The sequence below is a fragment of the Photobacterium sp. WH77 genome (genome assembly GCF_022014395.1).
GTDB classification, from domain to species: domain Bacteria; phylum Pseudomonadota; class Gammaproteobacteria; order Enterobacterales; family Vibrionaceae; genus Photobacterium; species Photobacterium arenosum.
In genome coordinates, this window is record NZ_JAKLTE010000001.1 from 77,341 (window position 1) to 99,457 (window position 22,117).

The window sequence follows — 22,117 nt, forward strand, 5'->3', positions numbered from 1 at the left end:
TTCAATAATGTGTTCAAAGTATGCTCATACCATATACCTTTCACAAATGGGACATAACACAAGTTTTGAATAAATTTGTTGTCGTTATTTTATGTGTTTATGTCATTCCTTATCTACGCTTTCAATGCTCGTTTCAAATGTTCACATTTTTGTCATAACGCTGTGTAACGGCGCATAAGAACACAACAAAAGATGGAAAGATGATTATGGATAAAAAGCACTTGGCAATTGCAGTGGCAGCTGCATTTTATGGATCTCAGGCAGTCGCGGTTGAGTTATACAACGAAGGTGACACCGCGTTCTCCATTGGTGGTCATGTTTCTGTGGGTCTTGGCGGTTCTGAAGAGGGCGAAACGGAAGTGAAGCAAGTGTCGCCGCGTATCAACATTAATGTGGCACAAGATATCGGGAACGGTTTTACCGCCGATGCAAAAGGCGAATGGGCGCTGAACTATCTGGAAGGCGGCGAAGAGACGTTCTCCACCCGTCTGGGTTACATTGGTGTCTCACACAATGCTTATGGCCGCGGCGTGGTGGGCACGCAATGGTCACCTTACTATGATGGTGCAGGGATCGCCGATTTGCCTATCGCGTTTGCGAACGACTTCCTGTATGACGATCAAGGCCCGCTGGGTACGGCACGTGCCGAGCGTATGATCTCCTACCGCAATAGCCTCAGCTTAAATGATGCCGGCGATCTGTTGTTTGGTCTGGGCTGGCAGGGGGCAACAACGGGTGAGGAATTGGCAGGTACGGCAGCAGACTATGATGACCGCTTCCAGATTGCACTGAACTACTCGATCATGGGCTTCGGCCTGAACTATGCCTTCAACACCGGTGATGTTCAGATACCAAATACAACATTTGATGAAACCGCGCTTTCACACATGTTCAGTGCCAATTACGGCACCTATGGTGACGGCCTGTACGTGGCGGTTGTGTATGCGATGAACGAATACATGAACCGTGGTCTCGAAGAGTCAGTGGCGATTGAAGGCCTGCTGGCCTATGCCCTGCCAAGCAGCCTGAACCTGAGCGTGAACTACGAATCTGTTGAAGATGACAAGAACAGCAACACCATCTTCAGCCAGATGGCGCTGCAGGCGGAATATAACTTTACACCAACTTTCGTCGGCTTCGGTGGTTACCAGTTTGATCTGGGTAACGATATCAATGTTCCTGAAGATGATATGTGGATTATCGGTATGCGTTACTACCTGTAATCAATACCGAAATACCATTCAATATGGCGCTGCGGGGGCAACCTGCAGCGCTTTTTTGTGATTCAATGTGGCGCTTCGCTGCTAGCTTGTTCTTCAATACTAAGCCATTTCAAAGTGCTGGCTTAAAACCGCCCGGCCTTTTTTTGCCACTGTGACTTCTCTGTATCCCGGTACGTGTTCTCAGCGTGGTATAGAAATCCTTTATGTGTCAGATTTCTCTGAACTTATGGCGTCTTGTTGAGGGGATATACTGGCTTCTGTTGCTTCCTGCTTCTCTAACTTGATCCAAAAAACAAACAGTTCATACCAGATAGCCAGAATGACTGCGCCGAGGAACAGGCCGGTCATGCCGTAATACATCATGCCGCCAATTGCACCTATCAGTATGATGGGCATAGGTACAGCTACTCCGCGGCCCATCAACATAGGTTTGAGCACGTTGTCAGACAGCGAACCGATACCGACCCAGACGGTAAACAGTGTTGCTGTGGTGGCGTCCTGGGTCAGGTACATGTAAATGATCACGGGCAGAACGGCTATCAGAGCCGGCAACTGAGCGATACATAAAATGATCAGGAGTAACGTCAGCAGACCAGCCGCCGGAACGCCAAAAACAAAGAAGCCGGCACCAATCAGTAGCGCCTGAATGGCTGCCACACCAACAACCCCAAGTAAGACGCTTTTGATCGTTGCGGCAATCAGTGAAGTCCAATGCCTGGCGTTAGTACCTGCTGCGCGCACTGCAATGGTCTTTAACGAGGCGGTAATTTTTTCTGAGTAAGTCATAAAACCGGCAGCGATAGCCAGCGATAGGATGAATATCAGCATGTCACCCAACGCACCACCCAGCACACCAATTAAAGCGGACAGTGCAGACTTGATTTCCGGCAGGAAGGTTTGAATGGCTTTTTCCAGATTACTGGCGAACATACTCCACATGTCGAACAGCTTATCGCCGATAACCGGAATATCCGCAATCCTGCTGTCTGGCCCCGGAAGAGTCACCTGACCCTGTTGCAGCGTCTCCAGTACCTGGATTGATGCGTGGTAGACGGAAACCGAGATCATCACTAACGGCGTCACTAATAGCACAATACCCAACAGGGCAACGGTTGTGGCCGCTAATCCGCGGCGATTGCCATACCAGCGCTGGATTCTCGACGTCAGTGGCATCAGAGCGACAGCGATAATGGCCCCCCAGATCACAGGAATGATAAATGGCCTGATGATGTCGTACGTGAAGATCAGCAGTACCAGCAGCAAGCCGATACGGATCGCGGACTCCACCATATTGCTGATGAAAACTTTGCTTTGATGCGGTTCCGGTTGTTTATCCATGTTGCTTCCTGATGTTCAATGTGAGTGCTGATAGGGCTGGAAACTATGTTGCCTACAGTGGCCGTAATGTTTCATGCTCACGGCTGTGTTATCAGAAACCGATATCAGCACATATCAAATGCAGGCTCAGGCAGATGATAAACGTCAGTACTGGAAACGGTATTAGTTCAGACTAGATCTGATACTTTAATTTGAAAAGAAGAGAGAATTTTAAAAGAAGAAAGTTGGAGACTGCACGGTAATCTGCGTGTTTAGTTTAGCGCTTTAGCCAAGCCAAAATACTGGCTGAAAGCCGCCTGGCCTTTTGCTGTCACTGTGACTTCCCTGTATCCCGGCACTTTTTCTATCCATCCTTGCTGCTCAAAGCACTGAAAAAGTGCCGCCCCGGCATGGCCGCCAAGGTGAAATTTTCGCTCACTCCAGTCTAAACATGCACAGCACTTTTTACGTTTGGTCTTTGCATCGAGCATGACACCTAATTGACTGAACTGCGCCTTACCTAAGGGAGTTAACGCATTGCCGTCGCTGGTAATCCATGCATTCGCGAAAAGGTAATCGTAAATACCGACGGCGATTTCGCCTGCCAGATGGTCGTAGCAGGTTCTAGCCCGTTGTAATTCGGCCGGCACCCGTGTTTTTGGTGGCTGCATCGCGCCAAACGAAACCCCCATCATATTTTCAAGCAAGGCGGCAATACTGGCACTGTAGAGGCGAAAATAACGGTGACGTCCTTGTGATAAACAAGTGACGAGATTGGCTTTCAGCAATCGGGACAGATGCGCACTGGTGGTTGACGGTGCGATATCAGACACAGCGCTTAATTCAGTGGCTGTCCAGGCGCGGCCATCCATGAGCACACAAAGAATTTTCATGCGTGACGCATCAGACATAGCAGCCGCAAGGGCTGCCATAGATAACTCCAGCTGAAATTCTTCCTGTTCCTGCGGGGCTTGCGGGTGAGGCTTCACAATCAGACCATCCAGTGACGGGTTACTGTTTCTGCAACCTTATAGTCATCAGTGATGAGGATCAAACGGTTTGCATGGTCGCTGTATTGGGTGATGATGTTGACGCCGCTATCGGCCAGCACTCTGGCAATAGCGCCTAATTCGCCCGGCTGTTCCTGCCTGAGTTTCCGAATTAGCGGCCTGCAGATATTGATGACCTCAAAACCCTGTTCGATGAGTACCGCTCTGGCTTTTTCGCCATCTTCCACCAAAAAGTGGGCGTGACTTTGCTGGTTGACGGAAAAGACGCCGCCTCCTTCCAAGCCAATGTGATTTGATCCGAGTGTTTCGCCTAACCGCGCAAGCTCTCCCGGCAGATTCTTCAAAACGACATGAATGTCATACATAGCGATGGCTTCCTTGCTTACTGGGATGATGAATATTCTCTGATCAGGCTGAGCACCTGAATGCGATAAAAAGAGAAAATGGACTCCTTTCCTTCCTGCTGAGCTGACCTGTGCAGCATATTGTGTTTCCATTGCAAAATGGCCTCCTCGTTCTCCCACCATGACAGCGAGAGATATTTTTCTGGCTGGGCCAGGCTTTGAAAGCGCTCAACAGAAATAAACCCCTCAGCATGGCTCAGCAGCGGCTTCAACTGTTCAGCCAGCTCGAAGTAGCGAGCCTGCTTTTCAGGCACGGCTGTCGCTTCAAAAAGAACCGCGATCATTGTTTTATCCTTCTGAATGTCAGTGTGTCGGGCTCAATATAGCGTGGTGAAAAAAGGATACTTCGGTGATGGGCGAAATGTGGTGTTTTCTGGGGAGTGCTGGGGGATAGGGCAAAGTCAGTTGTTAGGGGTGTTCTGTAAACGGAAAGCACAGGTATTCCAGCCGCATTATCAGGTGTCATTTGATACAGAGACAGGCGTGGTCAGAACCAGTCAGTACAGTGACAGTGAAATCACATGGGGGCTGAAAGGTGTTGCCATTGCAGGTAAGGTCATCATCACCCGTTTACATGAGTGGCGGATTTCAATGCAAGCGCCAAACAGACTTTTACTTGGATTTCTATGAATAAGTTCATTAAGTCGAGAATGTGAAGGTGATATCATCTAGTTTATGCAAAAGTGGAGCCTCTACGGTAAAGTTATCACGCTCAAAGAACACATAGTTATTACCTTTACCAAATGAGCTTTTGAATACAATCCCATCATAGCAGTCTAGTGACTTAATGTACTCGCATAGAAACTGTGTTGGAATGTATTCAAGTTCTGACAGGTGGGGCTTAACGGGGATGGAAAGCTCTTTGGAAAAAGATTCTAGTAGATCAATTATTGAAAGTACTTCTCCGTATTGAATTTCAGAAAATGGAATTACAGAAACTGCTTTTCGAGGAGATGTCAGGTCAATTAATCGTCTGCCATTTGTTGACTTGAATTTAGACACATGTATTTCACAACCATTATATGGCCTTACTTCTGATATGCATGTTTCTATGTTATCTGCTAGGTATACGTATGAGATACCTTTAGGGTTTGCTCTACCCGCAGTTGCTATTTCAGAAGGTGGTGCTCCCATGTCATCACGTGTTAAGTGGTTGTCAGCTATTCTAGCTCTATAAAACTCGTCTTCCGGGTAAACGAGCAACTCTAGTTGTTCGAGTATTGAAAAAAAAGGAGAAGTACTATTACTCCTATCTGAGGAAAAAAAGGTTTCGTAAACTTCACTTTTTAAAAAGAATCGATTGTTATGTTTTAGTTCTTGGCATAGCTCACTCCATCCATTTATGTAACGCTCAGTTTCAAATTTCAATGAGTACTTGATATCACCTAGATTTGTGCTAAGGATATCATCAAGTAATTTTTGAGGATTTTTTACATCGTTACCAAAAATCTCAAAAGCTTGAGTTAAGATGATGTATGCAGGCTGACCTGTTTCACAAGGTTCTGCACCATACATCAAAAACTCAAATTTCTCATTGAGTGAACAGGCATCTGCAACAGAAATATCATTAGAACCACAATAGGAACACCGCCCCAGTTCTTTTCTGTTAATGATGGATTGCTTAATTTCTTTGTCGTTAAAACAGTTAATGCAGCACTTTGACATATTATCTCTCTAGATAATTGCAAATCGTTTCGACATGGTGTTGAATTGAAAGCTTTTTAACTTGCCCTAAGCCAGGGAAGTGGCCATCTTTATAAAGTTGATTAAATCCATGAAGACCTAAAGTATTGCAAATTATATCTTTGTTATTTTTTGTGAAATCAATGAGCTGGTTGAGGGCGTCACCAAATTTTTCTCCTGGCCTTGTCGGTGATGAGTCATCAAAAGACTTGAAGTGTCTGATATACATTGCATTAAACGCATTTGAATCAATATAGGAAAAGTGAACTGTGACAACGTATGCAGGGCCGCCAGATTCAGAAAAGTCACCACCTGTAATGGTATAGTCACCAAATCCAATAATATTTTTTTCCTCTCGAAAGTCAGTATGAATTTCTGAAAAAAATGATTTGTCGGGATAATCCGAATTTCTTGTTGCTCGTTCAAAGTTGTCTTTGACAATTACTACGTGTGTTAAGTCTTTGAATACCGATTTTTGATATTTTGTTGATATAACTAAAGATGCATCGCGAAGAATTGGTAAGTGACCTTTACTTAACCCACCTTCGACGAAAATAGCAAAATCGTCAATATTTTCAACGAAAATCTGAAGCTCTTCTACTGAAAGGTCTTTCGTAGTTATGCAGGGTAGGTAGTTAATTTTTTCTTCCAAGCATGAGTTCAAATCGTCGCTAATATTAACTCGACTAGAAAGCTTAGAAAAATCACCTATAGATGGATTTATGACAATTATTGGCTTGAATTGGCATTCGTTTAGGTTTTTGATCGTTTTAGCGAGAGCAGGATATTTGTTTCTGACTGGTTCAATAATAGGGCAGATAGTTTCAGGAGATAGACGGGGGGCTAGCTCTCGAAGAGCAATTAGCTCAAATTGTTTTCCCCTGAGTACTGGGTAGTACATAATAGCTCCTTATCGCCATCATTTTGTAAAATTGAAATCAATCTATTTTGAAGCTTCATAGGTAATTTATAGCTTACACCAGCATTGATCAAGGATTTAGGGAGCGACTTAATTAAAGTTGCATTATTTTTACGGCTTTTTTTTAAAACAATTCGATATTGGTCACGAATTAGCTCTGGTTTCACAGATTCAACAACGTTCTTACAAGCAGAAAACATATGTATATTGCTAACATCTGGAATGTGGCCAGAAACTCTCTTTGTGAGTTCTATGTACTCTGGAGCTCTAAGCGAGTTCATGACAAGTTCTGTAGATATTGGATTCGAAGAAAGATCTTTAGCATCTCGGATAGTTGATAAGGTATTTCTTTTTGTAAGCTGAATCACACCAACGTGACAGGGGGCCATGGATATCACATCAGATAAGTATTTTTCATCGGAAACCACATACACTTTATCGAACAGAAGACAATATGAGTGTAGTTGTTCCTCTAGCCGAACAAGGGTGTCAAATTCAGTTTTAATTTCGTAGCAAGTTGAGTGACCATTAATAATTACACAATCAGCAATGTTTCTACCAACTCTAAATTCCGAAAGCATTGTTGCTGTATCTAGCGAGTGTCTGCCCAATAGACGTTTGTTGGCAATTGTGTTTTTGTAGTAATACTCATGACGATAATGCTTTGATAGCTCAAGGTAAGCCTTTTCAAAGATATCTCTGATTGGTGTGTTTTGAGAGTCGATTTTTAGTAAGTCGGTAGCGACGCGATTGATCAAGGAAAGGTCTCCTGATGCTAATCTCGTTAGATGCCCACTGCTAAAAATTCTGGCTGCGTCTTTTACTCTCATTTTCCTAATCTCTGGATATATAAAACCTTAGCATCAATAGCTTAGAAATGACCATATACGATGCGAATTTTGCTACATATATGCTACACAGTCTTCAAAAATGCAAAAGGCCGAAGTGGTTACTAACCGCTTCGGCCTTGCTGTATCTGGTGGCCCCTCCCAGACTTGAACTGGGGACCAAGCGATTATGAGTCGCCTGCTCTAACCACTGAGCTAAGGGGCCAAATGTGCCACCGATTATATGGGATGGGTGGGACATTGTCTACCTGCTATGGGGCAAGTTTTGTTTGTTTCTTAGGCAGTTAAATGCAGGGCAAGCCCTTGAATGGCAAGGGGTGTGAGCGAGGTCGCATGTGCGGCGGGCAAAGAAAAAGCGGGCTGTTTAGCCCGCTTTGTGATGTGGTGTTTCTGGTGAGTGGCTTACTCGTCCAGGAAGCTGCGCAGCACGTCGGAACGGCTTGGGTGGCGCAGTTTACGCAGGGCTTTGGCTTCGATCTGACGGATACGCTCACGGGTAACGTCAAACTGTTTGCCCACTTCTTCCAGTGTATGGTCAGTGTTCATGTCGATACCAAAACGCATACGCAGTACTTTGGCTTCACGTGGCGTCAGGCCAGCCAGTACTTCGTTGGTTGCCGCACGCAGGTTAGTTGCCGTGGCAGAATCCATTGGCAGCTGCAGCGTGGTATCTTCAATGAAATCACCCAGATGTGAATCTTCATCATCACCGATTGGGGTTTCCATCGAGATTGGCTCTTTGGCAATCTTCAGCACTTTGCGGATTTTGTCTTCCGGCATTTGCATGCGTTCAGCCAGTTCTTCCGGCAGTGGTTCACGGCCCATCTCCTGAAGCATCTGGCGAGAGATACGGTTCAGTTTGTTGATGGTTTCGATCATGTGAACAGGGATACGAATCGTACGTGCCTGATCTGCGATTGAACGTGTGATTGCCTGACGGATCCACCAAGTGGCGTAAGTCGAGAACTTGTAACCGCGACGGTATTCAAATTTATCGACCGCTTTCATCAGACCAATGTTACCTTCCTGGATCAGATCCAGGAATTGCAGGCCACGGTTGGTGTATTTCTTGGCGATAGAAATAACCAGACGCAGGTTGGCCTCAACCATTTCTTTCTTGGCGCGGCGTGCTTTGGCTTCACCGATAGACATACGGCGGCTGATGTCTTTGATACGCTCAATCGACAGGCCGGTTTCATCTTCCAGTATGCGCAGCTTCAGCGAGGCACGACGCAGGTCTTCTTCGTAGTTTTTCAGGCGCTCGGCATACGGTTTGCCTGAGTTCAGTGCTTCGTCGATCCACGCAGAAGAAGATTCATTACCGCTGAACAGCTGTACGAAGGTCTTCTTCGGCATTTTGCTGTTGTCGACACACATACGCATGATCAGGCGCTCATTGGTACGCACCTTATCCATGGAATCACGCAGTGAGCTGACCAGACGGTCAAACTGTTTCGGGATCAGACGGAACTGTTTGAAAATTTCAGACAGCTCGGCAATAGCGACTTCAGTGTCAGGGTGATGACGGCCATTGGTATCGATGGCTTTGGCCATATTTTCGTAAGAGATACGCAGTTCTTTGAACTTCTCGCGTGCCACTTCCGGATCGATGCTGCCGTCGTCTTCTTCTTCTGAATCGTCGTCATCGTCTTCAAGATCTTTGTCTTCATCTTCAAGATCAGTTTCACTTAACTCGGAACCGATGTGCGTGGCTGTCGGAGCGGCCGTCTCTTCTTCGTTAGGATCCACGAAGCCTGAAATGATATCAGTCAGACGCAGCTCTTCTGCTTCAACCTTGTCAAACTGCTCAAGCAGATGCGAGATTGCTGATGGGTACTCAGCAACAGAACACTGAACCTGATTGATACCATCTTCGATGCGTTTAGCGATGTCGATTTCGCCTTCGCGGGTCAACAGCTCAACTGTACCCATTTCGCGCATGTACATACGAACCGGGTCAGTGGTACGGCCGATTTCGCTTTCTACGCTCGATAATGCCTGAGCCGCCGCTTCAATGGCGTCTTCATCGGCGTTATCTTCAGTCATCATGAGTTCATCGGCATCAGGGGCGGTTTCCACCACCTTAATACCCATGTCGTTGATCATCTGAATAATGTCTTCAACCTGATCAGAGTCAACAATGTCTTCTGGCAGGTGGTCATTAACTTCGGCATAGGTCAGATAACCTTGCTCTTTGCCTTTGGCAACAAGCAACTTTAGCTGTGACTGCGGATTTTGCTCCATAGACGATATCCAACTTAGGGTCTGAGTGAGAAAAAAGGATGCAGAAATGCAAACCAGTAATTATAACAAATGTCAGAATTGTTGACTACTTTTTAGACGGGGCGATTTAACAGCAATAGCTGAAGCTCCCGCTTCTCTTCGACTGATAAGCCGACGGTGTTCGATTTAGCCTGCAACTTCTCAATTTGTTGTGTGACGCATTGATCGATAACTTTATCCATCGCGTCAAAAAATACAGTGTGTAAACTGTCTTCATCGCTGCCGAGCGGTATTTCCCAGCTGGCCAAACGGGCCATCAGCGATGCTTGCTCGGTCTCACGCCAATCTTCTAGCAACTGTCCAGTTGTGATATTGGGATGAAGTCGACATTTATCAACTATTTTCAATAATAATTTTAAGCCCGCCAGCTCTGTGCCGGCGAAGTCATGAGTGTTCAAGCCCAGTTCAGTGGCAAAACCCGGGTTTTGCAGCAGCAGCGCAATCGCGATGCGCATCGGCGTACGCTTGATGGCGGGCTGAACCATTCTTACCGGCTTGTTGTCTCCGTGTTCGCTGATCAGCTGTTTGAGCTGCTCTTCATCAGGAAGACCGAGTTTTTGTCCTAAAACTTTCCGTAAGTATAGTCTCAGGGTGCCGCCCGGCACTTTGTCAATCAGTGGCACAGCCAGCGTACTGAGCTTGGCTTTGCCTTCCCGGCTGCTGGTATCCACCTGTTGCAGCAGGGTGGTGAACAGGAAATCAGACAGGGTCATCGCCTGTGTGATGGCCTGCTCAAAGGCTTCTTTGCCATGCTGACGCACGAAACTGTCCGGGTCTTCACCGTCGGGCAGGAACATAAATTTCAGCTGGCGGCCGTCAGTCAGGTAGGGCAGTGCCTGCTCCATCGCCCGCCAGGCCGCATCGCGACCGGCGCGGTCACCGTCATAACAGCACACCACAGTACCGGTTTGCCGGAACAGGGTCTGAATGTGCTCCCCTGTGGTCGAGGTGCCCAGTGAGGCGACGGCATAGTCGACGCCGTATTGCGCCAGGGCCACTACATCCATATAGCCTTCGACGACCAGGACGCGTTCAGGTTCCCGGTAGGTTTGCATCACCTGATACAAACCGTAGAGCTCGCGGCCTTTGTGAAAAATCGGTGTTTCCGGTGAGTTGAGATACTTGGGCGTACCTTCGCCCAGTACCCGGCCACCAAACCCGATCACCCGGCCGCGGCGGTCGTGGATCGGAAACATAATCCGGCCACGGAAACGGTCATAGCGACGGCCTTGCTCGTTTTCGATCAGCATGCCGGCGCTGACTAAATCTTGCTGTGCCTGCTCGTTGCGGCCAAAACGGCTGCGCACCAGATCCCATTGGTCAGGCACATAGCCGATGCCGAACTGTTTGACGATCTCACCAGACAGGCCGCGTCCTTTCAGGTAGTTAATCGCCACCTGCGCATCGCTCTGACGCAACAGCGACTGATAATATTGGGCGACCTGACCCATCAGGTCATAAAGGCTTTGTTTCTCTTGTCGCTTGATGCTGCTCTGGCCGCTGGTGCCTTGTTCGCGCGGAATTTCAAGGCCAAGCTGAGACGCCAGTTCTTCGATGGCATCCACAAAGTCCAGCCGGTCGAACTCCATCACAAAATCGAGTACGTTGCCTTTTGCACCGCACCCAAAGCAATAGTAGAACTGTTTATCGGGACTGACAGAAAAAGACGGGGTTTTCTCATTGTGGAAAGGGCAGCAGGCACCGTAGTTCTTGCCTTGCTTTTTGAGTTTCACCCGCGCATCAATTACATCGACTATGTCATGCCGTGAGATGAGGTCATCGATGAATGAACGAGGGATCTTTCCTGCCATACAATGAGTGTTACCTGAAATTAACTGGGAAGAGATACAAACAAGCCGCGCATTCCCGAGAGGATAGCACGGCTTGCTGTAGAGTTGGGGCAGTTTTAACCGAGTTTGGCTTTGACCAATTGGCTAACTTTCCCCATATCGGCGCGGCCCTGCAGCTGTGGTTTAAGCACAGCCATCAGTTTACCCATGTCTTGCATAGTGCTGGCACCGGTGCTGGCGATAGCGTCTTCCAGCAGAGCGGCAACTTCGTCGTCGCTCAGCGGCTGAGGCATAAATTCTTCCAGTACGGCGATTTCAGCATGCTCAACATCGGCCAGATCCTGACGGCCTGCGGCTTCATACTGAGCCACAGAGTCACGACGCTGTTTTACCATTTTCGTCAGTACTGCCACTATGTCGTCGTCGGTCAGAGTGATCTTCTCGTCGACTTCACGTTGTTTGATGGCAGCAAGAACAAGACGGATAGCACCCAGGCGAGCTTTGTCCTTCGCCTTCATGGCTGCTTTTTGTTCGTTCTTTATACTTTCGATTAGGGCCATTACGCTGTCCTTGTTATCTGTAAATTAGTACAGACGAACGCGACGTGCGTTTTCGCGAGCCAATTTTTTCAGGTGACGCTTAACAGCCGCTGCTTTAGCGCGCTTACGTACAGTTGTTGGCTTTTCGAAGTGCTCACGACGGCGAACTTCAGAAAGGATACCTGCTTTTTCGCAAGAGCGCTTAAAACGACGTAGAGCTACGTCGAACGGTTCGTTTTCACGTACTTTGACTACTGGCATGTAATACTCACCTCAGAGTGATTCGATTAACGCTGATGATCAAAATTATCAGCTGATTAAAAATGGTGCGAAATTCTAATCTGATCCGGGGTCATTTGTAAAGCATTCTGCAAGTCAGAACTGGTGAAATTCTGTCAACAGCGGTAACATGCCCCTCCGATGTTCCGCACCGGCTTCGGCTTTCGGTTTGTAAGTATATAAGTATAGAGGTTGATATGCGTATCCTGGGCATCGAAACGTCCTGTGATGAAACAGGCGTGGCGATTTACGATGATGAGAAAGGCCTGCTGGCTCATGAGTTGTACAGCCAAGTGAAGCTGCACGCCGATTATGGTGGCGTCGTACCTGAACTGGCCTCACGGGACCATGTCAAAAAAACCATCCCGCTGATCAAGCAGGCGTTGGCCGATGCGGGTTTAACCCCGGCGGATCTGGATGGCGTTGCTTATACCGCAGGCCCCGGCCTGGTCGGCGCCCTGTTAGTGGGAGCGACCATAGGCCGCAGTCTGTCGTATGCCTGGAATTTGCCAGCGGTGGCGGTACACCATATGGAAGGCCATTTGCTGGCGCCCATGCTGGAAGACAATCCCCCTGAGTTTCCGTTTGTGGCGCTGCTGGTTTCCGGCGGTCACACCATGATGGTGGAAGTCAAAGGGATTGGCGAATACCGCATTTTGGGTGAGTCGGTTGATGATGCCGCCGGTGAAGCCTTTGATAAAACGGCCAAACTGATGGGGCTGGATTATCCCGGCGGACCGCTGCTGTCAAAACTGGCCGATAAAGGTACGGCTGGCCGCTTTGCTTTCCCGCGTCCGATGACAGATCGTCCGGGCATGGATTTCAGTTTTTCCGGCCTGAAAACCTTTGCGGCCAACACCATTCGTGGCAACGATGATGATGAGCAGACCCGGGCAGACATTGCTTATGCGTTTCAGGAAGCCGTGGTGGACACCCTGGCAATCAAATGTAAGCGCGCCCTGAAAGAAACCGGCTTTAAGCGTCTGGTGATTGCCGGCGGCGTGAGCGCCAACAAACACTTGCGTGCCGAGCTGGCGACCCTGATGGAAAAACTGGGCGGCGAAGTCTTTTATCCGCGTACTGAGTTCTGTACCGATAACGGTGCCATGATTGCCTATGCCGGGATGCAGCGCCTGAAAAATCAGGAAATCATGGATTTGAGTGTCAAAGCCCATCCGCGCTGGCCGATCGATACACTCAAGCCATTGCGCTGAGGCGGCTCAAGCCGGTCAGGCAAGCGAGCACCGGATAACACTTAACCGCCAGGACGAATCAGGGTTTCGACTGGCGGTTAAATTTATGCCATATCTTATATTCTTTGCCGTCCAGCAAACGGCGGACATTCTCGTGATGGCGCAGAATGATCAGGCACGACAGCATAGCCACCGGCATGGTGTACTGAGGTTTGACCCACCAGGTAAACATGGGTGCTATTAGAGCGGTGATCATGGATGCCAGCGAAGAATAGCCACACAACACGGCCACCACTAACCAGCTTGCAATCAGCATCCCGCTTAAATCCCAGCCAATCGGGGCCAGCGCGCCAAGTGCCGTCGCTACGCCTTTACCGCCACGGAAGTGGAAAAACAGCGGGTAAATATGCCCCAGACAGGCGGCAATGCCTATGATCCCCAGCAAAAAGGGATTAATCCCCAGAAAATAGCTGATCCAGACCGGCAGCATGCCTTTGAGGATATCGCATATCAGCACCAGTGCCGCGGCACCCCGGCCGCCGATACGCAGGACATTGGTTGCCCCCGGATTACCCGAACCGCTGTCTCTTGGATCTGGCAGGCGGAACAGACGGCAAATCAGCACCGCACTGGACACAGAGCCCAGCAGGTAAGCAGCGATAATGATCAGCAGCACCAATGGTGTCATAGCATCTCCAGTAAGCCCCTGACGTTGTTGTCATCCGGGGAGCGGGTGTTTATGAGCCTGTACGCCACGGCCTTTTTGGTCGTCATGAAAGTGGTAAAAATGTGATTACTCAGCGCCCACGTCTGATGACATTATGCATAACAGCTGTGGTATAGTTCATCCACTTTCAGGAGGCTGGCGTGTTTGAAACGCTGGGAGCCTGTTTTCTGTCATCAATATGATGAACTCGTCCCGATAATACGCACTTTTGCTCACATTGGGTATCCGACCTCTACACAAAATTAGCGATGGAACATGGATTCAGTATTTATCGAACATCTTGACGTTATCGCCTCTATCGGGGTGTATGACTGGGAGCAGGAAATTAAGCAGAAACTGGTGCTGGACCTGGAAATGGCCCATGACAACCAGCCGGCCGCTCTGGCCGATGATGTGTCGCTGGCGCTCGATTACGCCGCCGTCAGCCAGACAGTCACCGAATTTGTGGAGCAGGGCCGCTTTCTGCTGGTCGAGCGGGTGGCAGAGGAAGTTGCCAGCCTGATCATGACACGTTTCAACGTACCCTGGATCAAAGTGACAGTGACCAAGCCGGGCGCAGTGCCGAATGCGCGCGGTGTTGGTGTGGTGATTCAGCGGGGACGCCGTGACTAAGGTTTACATCAGCATCGGCAGTAATATCGATCGTGAGCACTATGTGCGTGCGGCGGTGGCTGAGCTGAAGCAGTTAGGATCCCAGTGTCGCGTTTCCCGTATTTTTGAAGCGGAACCTGTCGGTTTTGACGGTCCCGTTTTTTTCAATGGTGTGGTGGCTCTGGATACAGATTTGTCGCTGGATGCCCTGCAACACAGGCTGAAAGATCTGGAAGTGCAGTATGGCCGTCAGCCGGATGCGGTGAAGAATCAGAACAGAACGCTGGATTTGGATCTGTTACTGTTCGGCGATCGGATCAGCCCTGAAGCGCCTGCGCTGCCGCGAGCGGATATCTACAAGTTTGCTTTCGTTTTACTGCCGCTGTATGAGCTGAGCCCGCTGCTGGTGATACCGGGAGATGGACGCACTGTGGCGCAAATCTGGCAGGCATTCGACAAGCAGCAGGTATTAAGGCCGGTCGCGCTGCATTTTGACACAGTTTGACAGCAATGCACTGAACTGTCAGGGAAACCAGAGGTCAATCCATTGGCGATACACTTTCTCGTATTATGTTTTCGAAGAGTTAAAGGTAAACAATGAGTCATTTTGAAGCGTTCATGTTGGCATTGATCCAGGGGCTGACTGAATTTTTGCCGATTTCCAGTTCGGCGCATCTGATCCTGCCATCGCAGGTATTTGGCTGGGCAGATCAGGGTCTGGCTTTTGATGTTGCTGTGCATGTGGGTACGCTGGCGGCGGTTGTGATGTATTTTCGCAAAGAAGTGGTGTCTTTGCTGGCGGCCTGGTTGGCATCTATCTTCAAAGGCCACCGCTGCCGTGAAGCCAGTCTGGCCTGGATGATAGTGCTGGCGACCATTCCGGCCTGTGTGTTCGGTTTCTTTATGGCCGATATCATTGAAGTGTATCTGCGCTCTGCCTGGGTAATTGCGGTCACCACCATAGTTTTTGGTCTGCTGTTGTGGTGGGTGGATCGCCGTGCGAATCAAACCCGCGATGAGTATGATGCCAACGCCAAGCGCTCACTGTTTATTGGCCTGGCGCAGGCGGCGGCCATGATTCCCGGTACCTCACGTTCAGGCGCGACCATGACAGCAGCGCTCTATCTGGGTTTTACCCGCGAAGCCGCTGCCCGTTTTTCGTTTCTGATGTCGATCCCTATTATTCTGCTGGCCGGCACGTATCTGGGGACCAAGCTGGTTGAGAGCAATGCCCCGATTGATTTTGGCGGCTTAGGGATAGGTCTGGCGGTGTCTTTCATCAGTGCTTATGCCTGTATTCATGTGTTCCTGAAGCTGGTAACGCGCGTTGGTATGCTGCCATTTGTGATTTACCGGCTGCTGCTGGGCTTTGGCCTGATCGCGTTACTGCTGAGCCAGCAGTAATTCAGCCAGAGCGAAATGAAAGGAAGCCGGACTTTGCTCCGGCTTTCTTATGCGCTGAGATTGTGCCCTGAGCTTGTGTGTTGAGATTATGCACAGAGGCTGTGTGCTGAGGTAATAAGCTATTTTTTAACGCCCCAGCACCTGCCCGCTGCCTCGGCGCGGCGGATAGCCAGTTGTTCCTTGATGGCTGCGCCCTGGTAGCCCGCCTCAATGATGGGTTTTACTTCGACGGTCTGTACGGCCGCGAAGACATCCTGCAGAATATCGGCCTGCGGGTAGGGGTCGTCTTCAAACCCGGTCCGGCCGCGAATATCCGCCCGGCAGCAAATGGCTAGCTGTTCAACACGCTCCGGCTTTCGCCAGGCGTCTATCTGATCAAAGAGTCTGATAAAAGTGGCGGGGCGCATCTCTTGCGCGCGGTGTACTTTGGTGTGCTGAGCGCAGACCATGAGCGCGGTATCGCGATAATGGTTCGGCACTCTCAGGCGCTGGCACAGCTGGCGGATCACATCCATCCCCAGCTGGCAGTGCAGTTTATGGCTGGGCAGTTCAGCTTTGGGCGACAAGGCTTTACCCAGATCATGCACCTGGGCACTAAAGCGGATCACAGGATCGTCACTCAGCAGTGCCGCCTGATAGGACACCATCAGGGTATGGATACCGGTATCGATTTCCGGGTGCCACTTCTCGGGCTGCGGAACACCAAACAGCGCGTCGATCTCTGGCATTACGATGCCCAGTGCGCCGCACTGGCGCAGCACGGTCAGGAAGATATCCGGGCGCTCGGTATGCAGGGCACGCTCCCATTCCTGCCACACACGCTCGGGCGTCAGGGCTTCCAGCTCACCGTCAGCTACCATCTCCTGCATCAGAGCCAGCGTTTCCGGTGCAACGGTGAAGCCCTGCGGGGCAAAACGGGCAGCGAAGCGGGCGACCCGCAAGACACGCAGCGGATCTTCAACAAAAGCCTGCGATACATGGCGCAACTGACGCTTTTCTATATCCTGCTGGCCCTGATAAGGGTCGAACAAGGTGCCATCCTGCGACTCGGCAATGGCATTGATGGTCAGATCCCGCCGCATCAGATCCTGCTCCAGTGTCACATCCGGCGCGGCGTAGCATTCAAAGCCGGTATAGCCTTTGCCCGATTTCCGTTCGGTACGGGCCAGGGCATATTCTTCTTTGGTTTTGGGGTGCAGAAAGACAGGAAAATCGCTACCTACCTGGCTGAACCCTTGATCCAGCATGTGCTGAGGCGTGGTGCCGACGACCACCCAGTCTTTGTCTTTGACGGGTAATCCCAGCAGCCGATCCCGTACCGCGCCGCCAACCAGATAAATATCCACTTTTCTCTCCTCGTCTTTTGTCAGTCTTGCCCCCGAAGGGTATACAATCGGTGTCACGAACGCTAATGTATCTCAGTTATTTTACTTCATCCCGGACGAAGACATGTACAAGGCATTTTTTGGCCTGACCGAAGCCCCGTTTTCGATTGTGCCCAGCGCACGATTTCTTTATCTCAGCGATCGCCACCGTGAAGCGCTTAATCACATGCTTGCCGGACTGACTGATGGCGGGGGGTTTGGGCTGCTCACCGGCGAAGTCGGTACCGGCAAAACCACCGTGCTGCGCGCCTTGTTATCCAAGCTGGGCGAGGAAACCCAAGTTGCTGTGGTACTGAACCCGGCGTTATCGGCCCATGAGTTGCTGGAAAGCATCTGCGATGAGCTAGGGCTGCAGGCGTCACCGCAAGACAGCTATAAGATTTTGACCGACAGACTGTACGGCCACCTTAAAGCCAATGACCAGGCCGGCCGCCATACCCTGTTGCTGGTCGATGAAGCGCAGCATCTGCTGCCGGATGTACTGGAGCAGCTGCGTCTGCTGACCAACCTGGAAAATGATCAGCGTAAACTGCTGAAAGTGGTACTGGCTGGCCAGCCTGAACTGCAGCAGTTACTGCAGCAGCCGGGATTGCGTCAGCTGGCTCAGCGCATTACCTCACGCTATCACTTGTTACCCTTAACCGAAGTAGAAGTGGCAGCTTACGTCCGTTTTCGTCTTGATCAGGTTGGTTGCGCTCACCAGATTTTCTCTCCTCAGGCACTGAAGACGCTGGCCCGGGTATGCGGCGGCATTCCGCGCCAGATCAACCTGGTGTGTGATAAAGCCTTGCAGCTTGCCTGCCGGGACAGCCGATATCAGATCAACCCTGAGCACATCAGGCAGGCCAGTGAACTGGCGCTGGGATGGGCGGTCGCACAACCTGTACCGGCCGCGGGCCAGACGCGTAAACGGTTGGGCTGGGCGATTGCCGTTGTGCTGGCTCCGGCATTAATTGCGGCGGGCTACTGGGGCGGTGGCTGGGTAGCAGAAAATAAGCTGGGTGCAGTCGTGCAGGAAACGGCTGTGGTGTCAGCGCCTGCTGCTTCGGGTCATTCTCCTGAAACGGACCAAGCCCAGTCGCTGACGGCACTGGAAAAACGCTGGCAAGCTGTGCTGGCTCTGCAGCCGACGGAAAGACAAGCCATGCAGACCCTGTACCAGCTGTGGGGCTATGAAGTCTCGCCCAGTCAGGCAAACTGTCTCAGCAGTACGCGTATCGGTCTGACCTGTCAGCAAAGCAAAGGCGATCTTGCACAGCTCAGCCTGATCAATCGTCCAGCCATCCTGCCTCTGACCAATGACGATGGCGACAGCTTTTATGCGGTACTGTACGCGCTCTGGCCGGGCGAAGCCGAGCTGATGCTGGGCGGAGAGCGGCTCAGAGTGAGCCGGGAGTGGCTGCAGGCGCACTGGCAGCAAGATTATACCCTGATGTGGCGTCCGCCGATGGGGGAGAGCACCAGCATCCGTTATGGTCAGCAAGGTGGCCGGGTGGCCTGGCTGGATCAGCAGCTTAGCCGTTTACTGGGTGAGCCGGGCGTGGCCAGCAGAGACTTTGATCAAAGTGTGCTGGATAAGTTACGTCGTTTTCAACAGGCTCAGGGCTTGTATGCCGACGGCATTGCCGGGCCGATGACGCTGATGGTACTGGACACTGCATTGTCGTTGCCCGGGCCGACATTGCATCAAGAGTACCGCACCGATGGTGATACTGTTATTGGCGGACACCCTATGTCGTTTTTGCCGTTACCCAGGATAACTACCGAGGCCTTGCCGGCACCGGGTTTGCCCTTATACAGTAATGCAGAACGCAGTGCTTCTGAGGTCTGGCGGCCGTTAAACTCCTCTTCTGGTGAACAGCCCTTTGGCACAGCTGCCGGTAATACTGCTGCCATGGACACAGCAGCAATGGACACCGCAGCCAGTGACAGCCAGATGAACTTTCTGGATTTGGATAAACTGGATTTGTCGGGCTTGTCGCCTGAGCTGGCCAATCGGCTGCATCAGGCAATTGCTGCCACCGATCAGGCCGATACACCGGCCTTGGTGGATCCCAGAACGGTCACCGCGGCGGTTGTGAAACAAAAACCCTACGTAGCAGAAAATGTCATGACGCTGGCAGACTTGCCTCAGGGCGTTCAGGCGCGTTTACCGGCCATCAACCTGCAGACTCATATCTATTCATCCAGTGCGGACAGTCGCTGGGTTAAGGTGAACAACCGTGAAGCTTACGAAGGGGATGAGGTTGCTCCTGGCGTGACGCTGGAGAAGATTGAGCCGCGTAAGGTGATTCTGGATTTTGAGCATATCCGGTTTGAAATGGCAGCATTGTCGCAGTGGCCGTCAGGGTAAGGCTCACTATCGGCTTCAGCCGGAAAGTGTGGCAGACGGAAACAAAAAAGGCAGCTCAGCTGCCTTTTTTGTCTTTGGAACGGCTATTGGCGCATGGCCTGGCCATCAGGCCCAGCCATTATTACGCTTCTTGCGGCGTGGGATCAGGTGCGGCAGTACCAGACCAAACAGCAGTCCTCCGCCTGCGACCATGCCGCCGTAGGTAAACCATCTCATCAGCAGATCGTCTGCCTGGGTATCCAGTTTAGCGCGCAGTTCGCGGATTTCAGACTGGGAAGTCGACAGCTGATCATTCAGCTTGATGTTTCGCTCTTCCAGGTCGGTGATCTGCTCAGTGCGGTTCTCCAGTGATGACTGAAGAGTCGCATTGCGCTCATCGCTGGACTGCTTGGCGTTGGCCAGTGCTTTTTTCACTTCAGTCAGTTCTTTTTCTAACTTTGGCAGGCGCTCTTTCAGGCCAACCTGGTTAGAAATGAAATCACTTTTGACCCAGCCTGTGCGGCCTCGGTCGTCAACCACCTTAGCGAAACCCGATTCTTTGTTGACTTCCAACAGGGTTACTTTTGTGCCAGCGTCTACGCTGCCCATAATTTTGAATTGCGTACTTGGCCCGCGATGCATGTAAGTAAACAGGTCATCGGAGATGTAACGCACCTGCTGAGCGTGTACCTGAGCTGTCATCAGAACGGTGATAGCGGCAAAAACTAAGCGGATAAGTTGCTTCACTCTGGGATCCTTGAAGGAGCTTGATTAATCGATGGAGCACAGATACTAAGAATTTTGCGGCGATGGCGCAAGAGGAGAGGGAGGCATAGCCTCCCTCTTTTGACCTTGTGCTACTTTTTTGTAAAGTTTACGGAAGACTGACAAAAATCAGCCAAAAGCCGCTTGCATTACATAGAAGAAAATGACTGCTAACAGGGCACCTGCTGGCAGGGTAACGATCCAAGACGCCACGATGTTACGAACAACACCCATGTTCAGGGCGGCAATACCGCGGGCAAAACCTACACCCAGTACCGCACCTACCAGTGTTTGCGTGGTAGAGATAGGCAAACCTGTGCCCGACGCCAGTACGACGGTCGACGCGGTAGCCAGCTGTGCTGCAAAGCCGCGACTCGGTGTCAGCTCGGTAATGCCTGTACCCACAGTCGCCATGACTTTGTGACCCATGGTCGCCAGACCCACGACTATACCCAAACCACCCAGCGGCAGAATCCACCAGGCAATGGCGGTTTTCTCGGACAGCTCACCCATGTGTTCAACCGTCGATACCACAGCAGACAATGGGCCAATGGCGTTAGCCACATCGTTGGAGCCGTGCGCAAATGCCATCGCACAAGCGGTGACCACCATCAGCAGGCTGAATACGCGCTCAACGCCCGCATAGCCGTTATGGCCAACAGTCTGTTCGGCATCGGCATAGTTGCGACGGATATAGAGATAGCCAAATCCCATCACGATCAGTGAAACCGCGATCGAAGCTAGCCAGGCTTCACCTGTCGATAAGTGCAGGCCAACATGTTTCAGACCTTTCTTGATAGTCACCAGTGCGATGACCATAGTGGTAAGGAACATATAGACAGGGACAAAGCGCTTGGCGTTGATGAGCGGGGTATCGGTATCAAATATCAGCCTTTGTGCACTGATAAAGATGACATAGGCAAAGATACCAGAGATCAGTGGCGTAATAATCCAGCTGCCCACTATGCCCTGTACCGAGCCCCAATCAACGGCTTCCGTACCGACAGATACGCAGGCAAAACCTATGATGGCACCTATGATGGAGTGCGTAGTGGAGACAGGCCATCCCATGTAGGACGCCAGCAATAGCCATGAACCTGCCGCCAGCAACGATGCCATCATGCCGTAAACCAGTACTTCAGGCTGATTTACGTAGTAAGAGGTGTCAATTACCCCTTTACGTATGGTGTCTGTGACTTCGCCGCCGGCCAGATAGGCGCCGGCAAATTCAAAGATCATGGCGATAATAATAGCCTGTTTGACTGTCAGCGCCTTGGAACCTACAGAGGTACCCATTGCGTTAGCCACATCATTGGCACCAATACCAATAGCCATTAGAAAGCCAAAGAGGGCCGCCACCATGATGATCATGGTGCCATAATTAGCCAGGATTTCCATTGTAAAACCTTGTTGTATTTACCTTGC

Annotated in this window: 22 protein-coding genes and 1 tRNA gene; 7 read left to right on the forward strand and 16 right to left on the reverse strand. The window is 50.5% G+C overall.

Annotated features, from left to right (window positions below; all coding sequences use genetic code 11):
* The first annotated feature begins 206 nt into the window (after window positions 1–206).
* Complete coding sequence (locus L6J37_RS00350; protein ID WP_237793755.1) at window positions 207–1,223, forward strand: porin; 1,017 nt, start codon at window positions 207–209, stop codon at window positions 1,221–1,223.
* A gap of 201 nt (window positions 1,224–1,424) precedes the next feature.
* Here L6J37_RS00350 and L6J37_RS00355 read toward each other — a convergent pair whose 3' ends face one another.
* From L6J37_RS00355 to L6J37_RS00370, 4 genes are all read right to left on the reverse strand, one after another.
* Complete coding sequence (locus L6J37_RS00355; protein ID WP_237793756.1) at window positions 1,425–2,561, reverse strand: AI-2E family transporter; 1,137 nt, start codon at window positions 2,559–2,561, stop codon at window positions 1,425–1,427.
* A gap of 251 nt (window positions 2,562–2,812) precedes the next feature.
* Window positions 2,813–3,529 carry a winged helix-turn-helix domain-containing protein gene (locus L6J37_RS00360; protein ID WP_237793757.1) on the reverse strand — a complete coding sequence of 239 codons (717 nt, stop codon included), beginning with the start codon at window positions 3,527–3,529 and terminating at the stop codon, window positions 2,813–2,815.
* Between the two features lie 2 nt (window positions 3,530–3,531).
* Window positions 3,532–3,915 carry an amino acid-binding protein gene (locus tag L6J37_RS00365; protein WP_237793758.1) on the reverse strand — a complete coding sequence of 128 codons (384 nt, stop codon included), beginning with the start codon at window positions 3,913–3,915 and terminating at the stop codon, window positions 3,532–3,534.
* A 17-nt stretch (window positions 3,916–3,932) separates the two neighbouring features.
* Window positions 3,933–4,238 carry an antibiotic biosynthesis monooxygenase family protein gene (locus tag L6J37_RS00370; RefSeq protein WP_237793759.1) on the reverse strand — a complete coding sequence of 102 codons (306 nt, stop codon included), beginning with the start codon at window positions 4,236–4,238 and terminating at the stop codon, window positions 3,933–3,935.
* A gap of 43 nt (window positions 4,239–4,281) precedes the next feature.
* On the opposite strand from L6J37_RS00370, the gene L6J37_RS00375 reads away from it, so the two are divergent.
* Window positions 4,282–4,584, forward strand: a complete 303-nt coding sequence (locus L6J37_RS00375) for a hypothetical protein (protein ID WP_237793761.1) — start codon at window positions 4,282–4,284, stop codon at window positions 4,582–4,584.
* Between the two features lie 9 nt (window positions 4,585–4,593).
* Here the strand turns inward: L6J37_RS00375 and L6J37_RS00380 are convergent, their stop codons facing one another.
* From L6J37_RS00380 to rpsU, 8 genes are all read right to left on the reverse strand, one after another.
* A complete protein-coding gene (locus L6J37_RS00380) occupies window positions 4,594–5,619 on the reverse strand; it encodes an RES domain-containing protein (protein WP_237793763.1) in 1,026 nt (341 codons plus the stop codon).
* A gap of 1 nt (window position 5,620) precedes the next feature.
* Window positions 5,621–6,538, reverse strand: coding sequence for a sce7725 family protein (locus tag L6J37_RS00385; protein ID WP_237793765.1), 918 nt, complete (start codon window positions 6,536–6,538; stop codon window positions 5,621–5,623).
* Window positions 6,499–7,386, reverse strand: a complete 888-nt coding sequence (locus tag L6J37_RS00390; RefSeq protein WP_237793767.1) for a sce7726 family protein — start codon at window positions 7,384–7,386, stop codon at window positions 6,499–6,501. The genes L6J37_RS00385 and L6J37_RS00390 overlap by 40 nt, the downstream gene beginning before the upstream one ends.
* 147 nt (window positions 7,387–7,533) lie before the next feature.
* Window positions 7,534–7,609 (reverse strand) — tRNA-Ile (locus L6J37_RS00395).
* 197 nt (window positions 7,610–7,806) lie between these two features.
* A complete protein-coding gene (gene rpoD, locus L6J37_RS00400; protein WP_192015449.1) occupies window positions 7,807–9,648 on the reverse strand; it encodes an RNA polymerase sigma factor RpoD in 1,842 nt (613 codons plus the stop codon).
* Between the two features lie 92 nt (window positions 9,649–9,740).
* Window positions 9,741–11,498, reverse strand: a complete 1,758-nt coding sequence (gene dnaG / locus L6J37_RS00405) for a DNA primase (RefSeq protein ID WP_192015450.1) — start codon at window positions 11,496–11,498, stop codon at window positions 9,741–9,743.
* A gap of 95 nt (window positions 11,499–11,593) precedes the next feature.
* A complete protein-coding gene (locus L6J37_RS00410) occupies window positions 11,594–12,037 on the reverse strand; it encodes a GatB/YqeY domain-containing protein (protein ID WP_027251933.1) in 444 nt (147 codons plus the stop codon).
* Window positions 12,038–12,061: 24 nt separating this feature from the next.
* The gene (rpsU, locus tag L6J37_RS00415) at window positions 12,062–12,277 is read right to left on the reverse strand and encodes a 30S ribosomal protein S21 (protein WP_002537656.1); all 216 of its coding nucleotides are present in this window, start codon (window positions 12,275–12,277) and stop codon (window positions 12,062–12,064) included.
* A 215-nt stretch (window positions 12,278–12,492) separates the two neighbouring features.
* On the opposite strand from rpsU, the gene tsaD reads away from it, so the two are divergent.
* On the forward strand, window positions 12,493–13,509 hold the full coding sequence (gene tsaD / locus L6J37_RS00420; RefSeq protein WP_237793768.1) for a tRNA (adenosine(37)-N6)-threonylcarbamoyltransferase complex transferase subunit TsaD: 1,017 nt from the start codon (window positions 12,493–12,495) through the stop codon (window positions 13,507–13,509).
* A 58-nt stretch (window positions 13,510–13,567) separates the two neighbouring features.
* On the opposite strand, the gene plsY is transcribed toward tsaD, so the two are convergent.
* Entirely contained in the window at window positions 13,568–14,176 is a 609-nt protein-coding gene (plsY, locus tag L6J37_RS00425) for a glycerol-3-phosphate 1-O-acyltransferase PlsY (protein WP_192015452.1), read from the reverse strand.
* A gap of 294 nt (window positions 14,177–14,470) precedes the next feature.
* On the opposite strand from plsY, the gene folB reads away from it, so the two are divergent.
* The 3 genes from folB to L6J37_RS00440 all read left to right on the forward strand — a co-directional run bounded on the left by folB (window position 14,471) and on the right by L6J37_RS00440 (window position 16,210).
* Window positions 14,471–14,827, forward strand: a complete 357-nt coding sequence (folB, locus tag L6J37_RS00430) for a dihydroneopterin aldolase (protein WP_046222375.1) — start codon at window positions 14,471–14,473, stop codon at window positions 14,825–14,827.
* On the forward strand, window positions 14,820–15,311 hold the full coding sequence (gene folK / locus L6J37_RS00435) for a 2-amino-4-hydroxy-6-hydroxymethyldihydropteridine diphosphokinase (protein WP_237793769.1): 492 nt from the start codon (window positions 14,820–14,822) through the stop codon (window positions 15,309–15,311). The genes folB and folK overlap by 8 nt, the downstream gene beginning before the upstream one ends.
* A gap of 92 nt (window positions 15,312–15,403) precedes the next feature.
* Entirely contained in the window at window positions 15,404–16,210 is an 807-nt protein-coding gene (locus L6J37_RS00440; protein ID WP_192015454.1) for an undecaprenyl-diphosphate phosphatase, read from the forward strand.
* A 119-nt stretch (window positions 16,211–16,329) separates the two neighbouring features.
* On the opposite strand, the gene L6J37_RS00445 is transcribed toward L6J37_RS00440, so the two are convergent.
* A complete protein-coding gene (locus L6J37_RS00445) occupies window positions 16,330–17,556 on the reverse strand; it encodes a multifunctional CCA addition/repair protein (RefSeq protein ID WP_237793770.1) in 1,227 nt (408 codons plus the stop codon).
* 103 nt (window positions 17,557–17,659) lie between these two features.
* Between L6J37_RS00445 and L6J37_RS00450 the strand changes: the two genes are divergently transcribed.
* A complete protein-coding gene (locus tag L6J37_RS00450) occupies window positions 17,660–19,948 on the forward strand; it encodes an AAA family ATPase (RefSeq protein ID WP_237793771.1) in 2,289 nt (762 codons plus the stop codon).
* A gap of 105 nt (window positions 19,949–20,053) precedes the next feature.
* On the opposite strand, the gene L6J37_RS00455 is transcribed toward L6J37_RS00450, so the two are convergent.
* A complete protein-coding gene (locus tag L6J37_RS00455) occupies window positions 20,054–20,629 on the reverse strand; it encodes a TIGR04211 family SH3 domain-containing protein (protein WP_237028859.1) in 576 nt (191 codons plus the stop codon).
* A gap of 192 nt (window positions 20,630–20,821) precedes the next feature.
* Window positions 20,822–22,090, reverse strand: a complete 1,269-nt coding sequence (locus L6J37_RS00460; RefSeq protein WP_192015458.1) for an inorganic phosphate transporter — start codon at window positions 22,088–22,090, stop codon at window positions 20,822–20,824.
* Window positions 22,091–22,117: the final 27 nt, after the last annotated feature.

Bases quoted from the DNA above. Each gene is read 5' to 3' on its own strand.
- L6J37_RS00350 (WP_237793755.1), top strand. From the start codon at position 207: ATGGATAAAAAGCACTTGGCAATTGCAGTGGCAGCTGCATTTTATGGA.
- L6J37_RS00355 (WP_237793756.1), bottom strand. From the start codon at position 2,561: ATGGATAAACAACCGGAACCGCATCAAAGCAAAGTTTTCATCAGCAAT.
- L6J37_RS00365 (WP_237793758.1), bottom strand. From the start codon at position 3,915: ATGTATGACATTCATGTCGTTTTGAAGAATCTGCCGGGAGAGCTTGCG.
- L6J37_RS00370 (WP_237793759.1), bottom strand. From the start codon at position 4,238: ATGATCGCGGTTCTTTTTGAAGCGACAGCCGTGCCTGAAAAGCAGGCT.
- L6J37_RS00380 (WP_237793763.1), bottom strand. From the start codon at position 5,619: ATGTCAAAGTGCTGCATTAACTGTTTTAACGACAAAGAAATTAAGCAA.
- L6J37_RS00385 (WP_237793765.1), bottom strand. From the start codon at position 6,538: ATGTACTACCCAGTACTCAGGGGAAAACAATTTGAGCTAATTGCTCTT.
- L6J37_RS00390 (WP_237793767.1), bottom strand. From the start codon at position 7,386: ATGAGAGTAAAAGACGCAGCCAGAATTTTTAGCAGTGGGCATCTAACG.
- rpoD (WP_192015449.1), bottom strand. From the start codon at position 9,648: ATGGAGCAAAATCCGCAGTCACAGCTAAAGTTGCTTGTTGCCAAAGGC.
- dnaG (WP_192015450.1), bottom strand. From the start codon at position 11,498: ATGGCAGGAAAGATCCCTCGTTCATTCATCGATGACCTCATCTCACGG.
- L6J37_RS00410 (WP_027251933.1), bottom strand. From the start codon at position 12,037: ATGGCCCTAATCGAAAGTATAAAGAACGAACAAAAAGCAGCCATGAAG.
- rpsU (WP_002537656.1), bottom strand. From the start codon at position 12,277: ATGCCAGTAGTCAAAGTACGTGAAAACGAACCGTTCGACGTAGCTCTA.
- tsaD (WP_237793768.1), top strand. From the start codon at position 12,493: ATGCGTATCCTGGGCATCGAAACGTCCTGTGATGAAACAGGCGTGGCG.
- plsY (WP_192015452.1), bottom strand. From the start codon at position 14,176: ATGACACCATTGGTGCTGCTGATCATTATCGCTGCTTACCTGCTGGGC.
- folB (WP_046222375.1), top strand. From the start codon at position 14,471: ATGGATTCAGTATTTATCGAACATCTTGACGTTATCGCCTCTATCGGG.
- L6J37_RS00440 (WP_192015454.1), top strand. From the start codon at position 15,404: ATGAGTCATTTTGAAGCGTTCATGTTGGCATTGATCCAGGGGCTGACT.
- L6J37_RS00450 (WP_237793771.1), top strand. From the start codon at position 17,660: ATGTACAAGGCATTTTTTGGCCTGACCGAAGCCCCGTTTTCGATTGTG.
- L6J37_RS00455 (WP_237028859.1), bottom strand. From the start codon at position 20,629: ATGACAGCTCAGGTACACGCTCAGCAGGTGCGTTACATCTCCGATGAC.
- L6J37_RS00460 (WP_192015458.1), bottom strand. From the start codon at position 22,090: ATGGAAATCCTGGCTAATTATGGCACCATGATCATCATGGTGGCGGCC.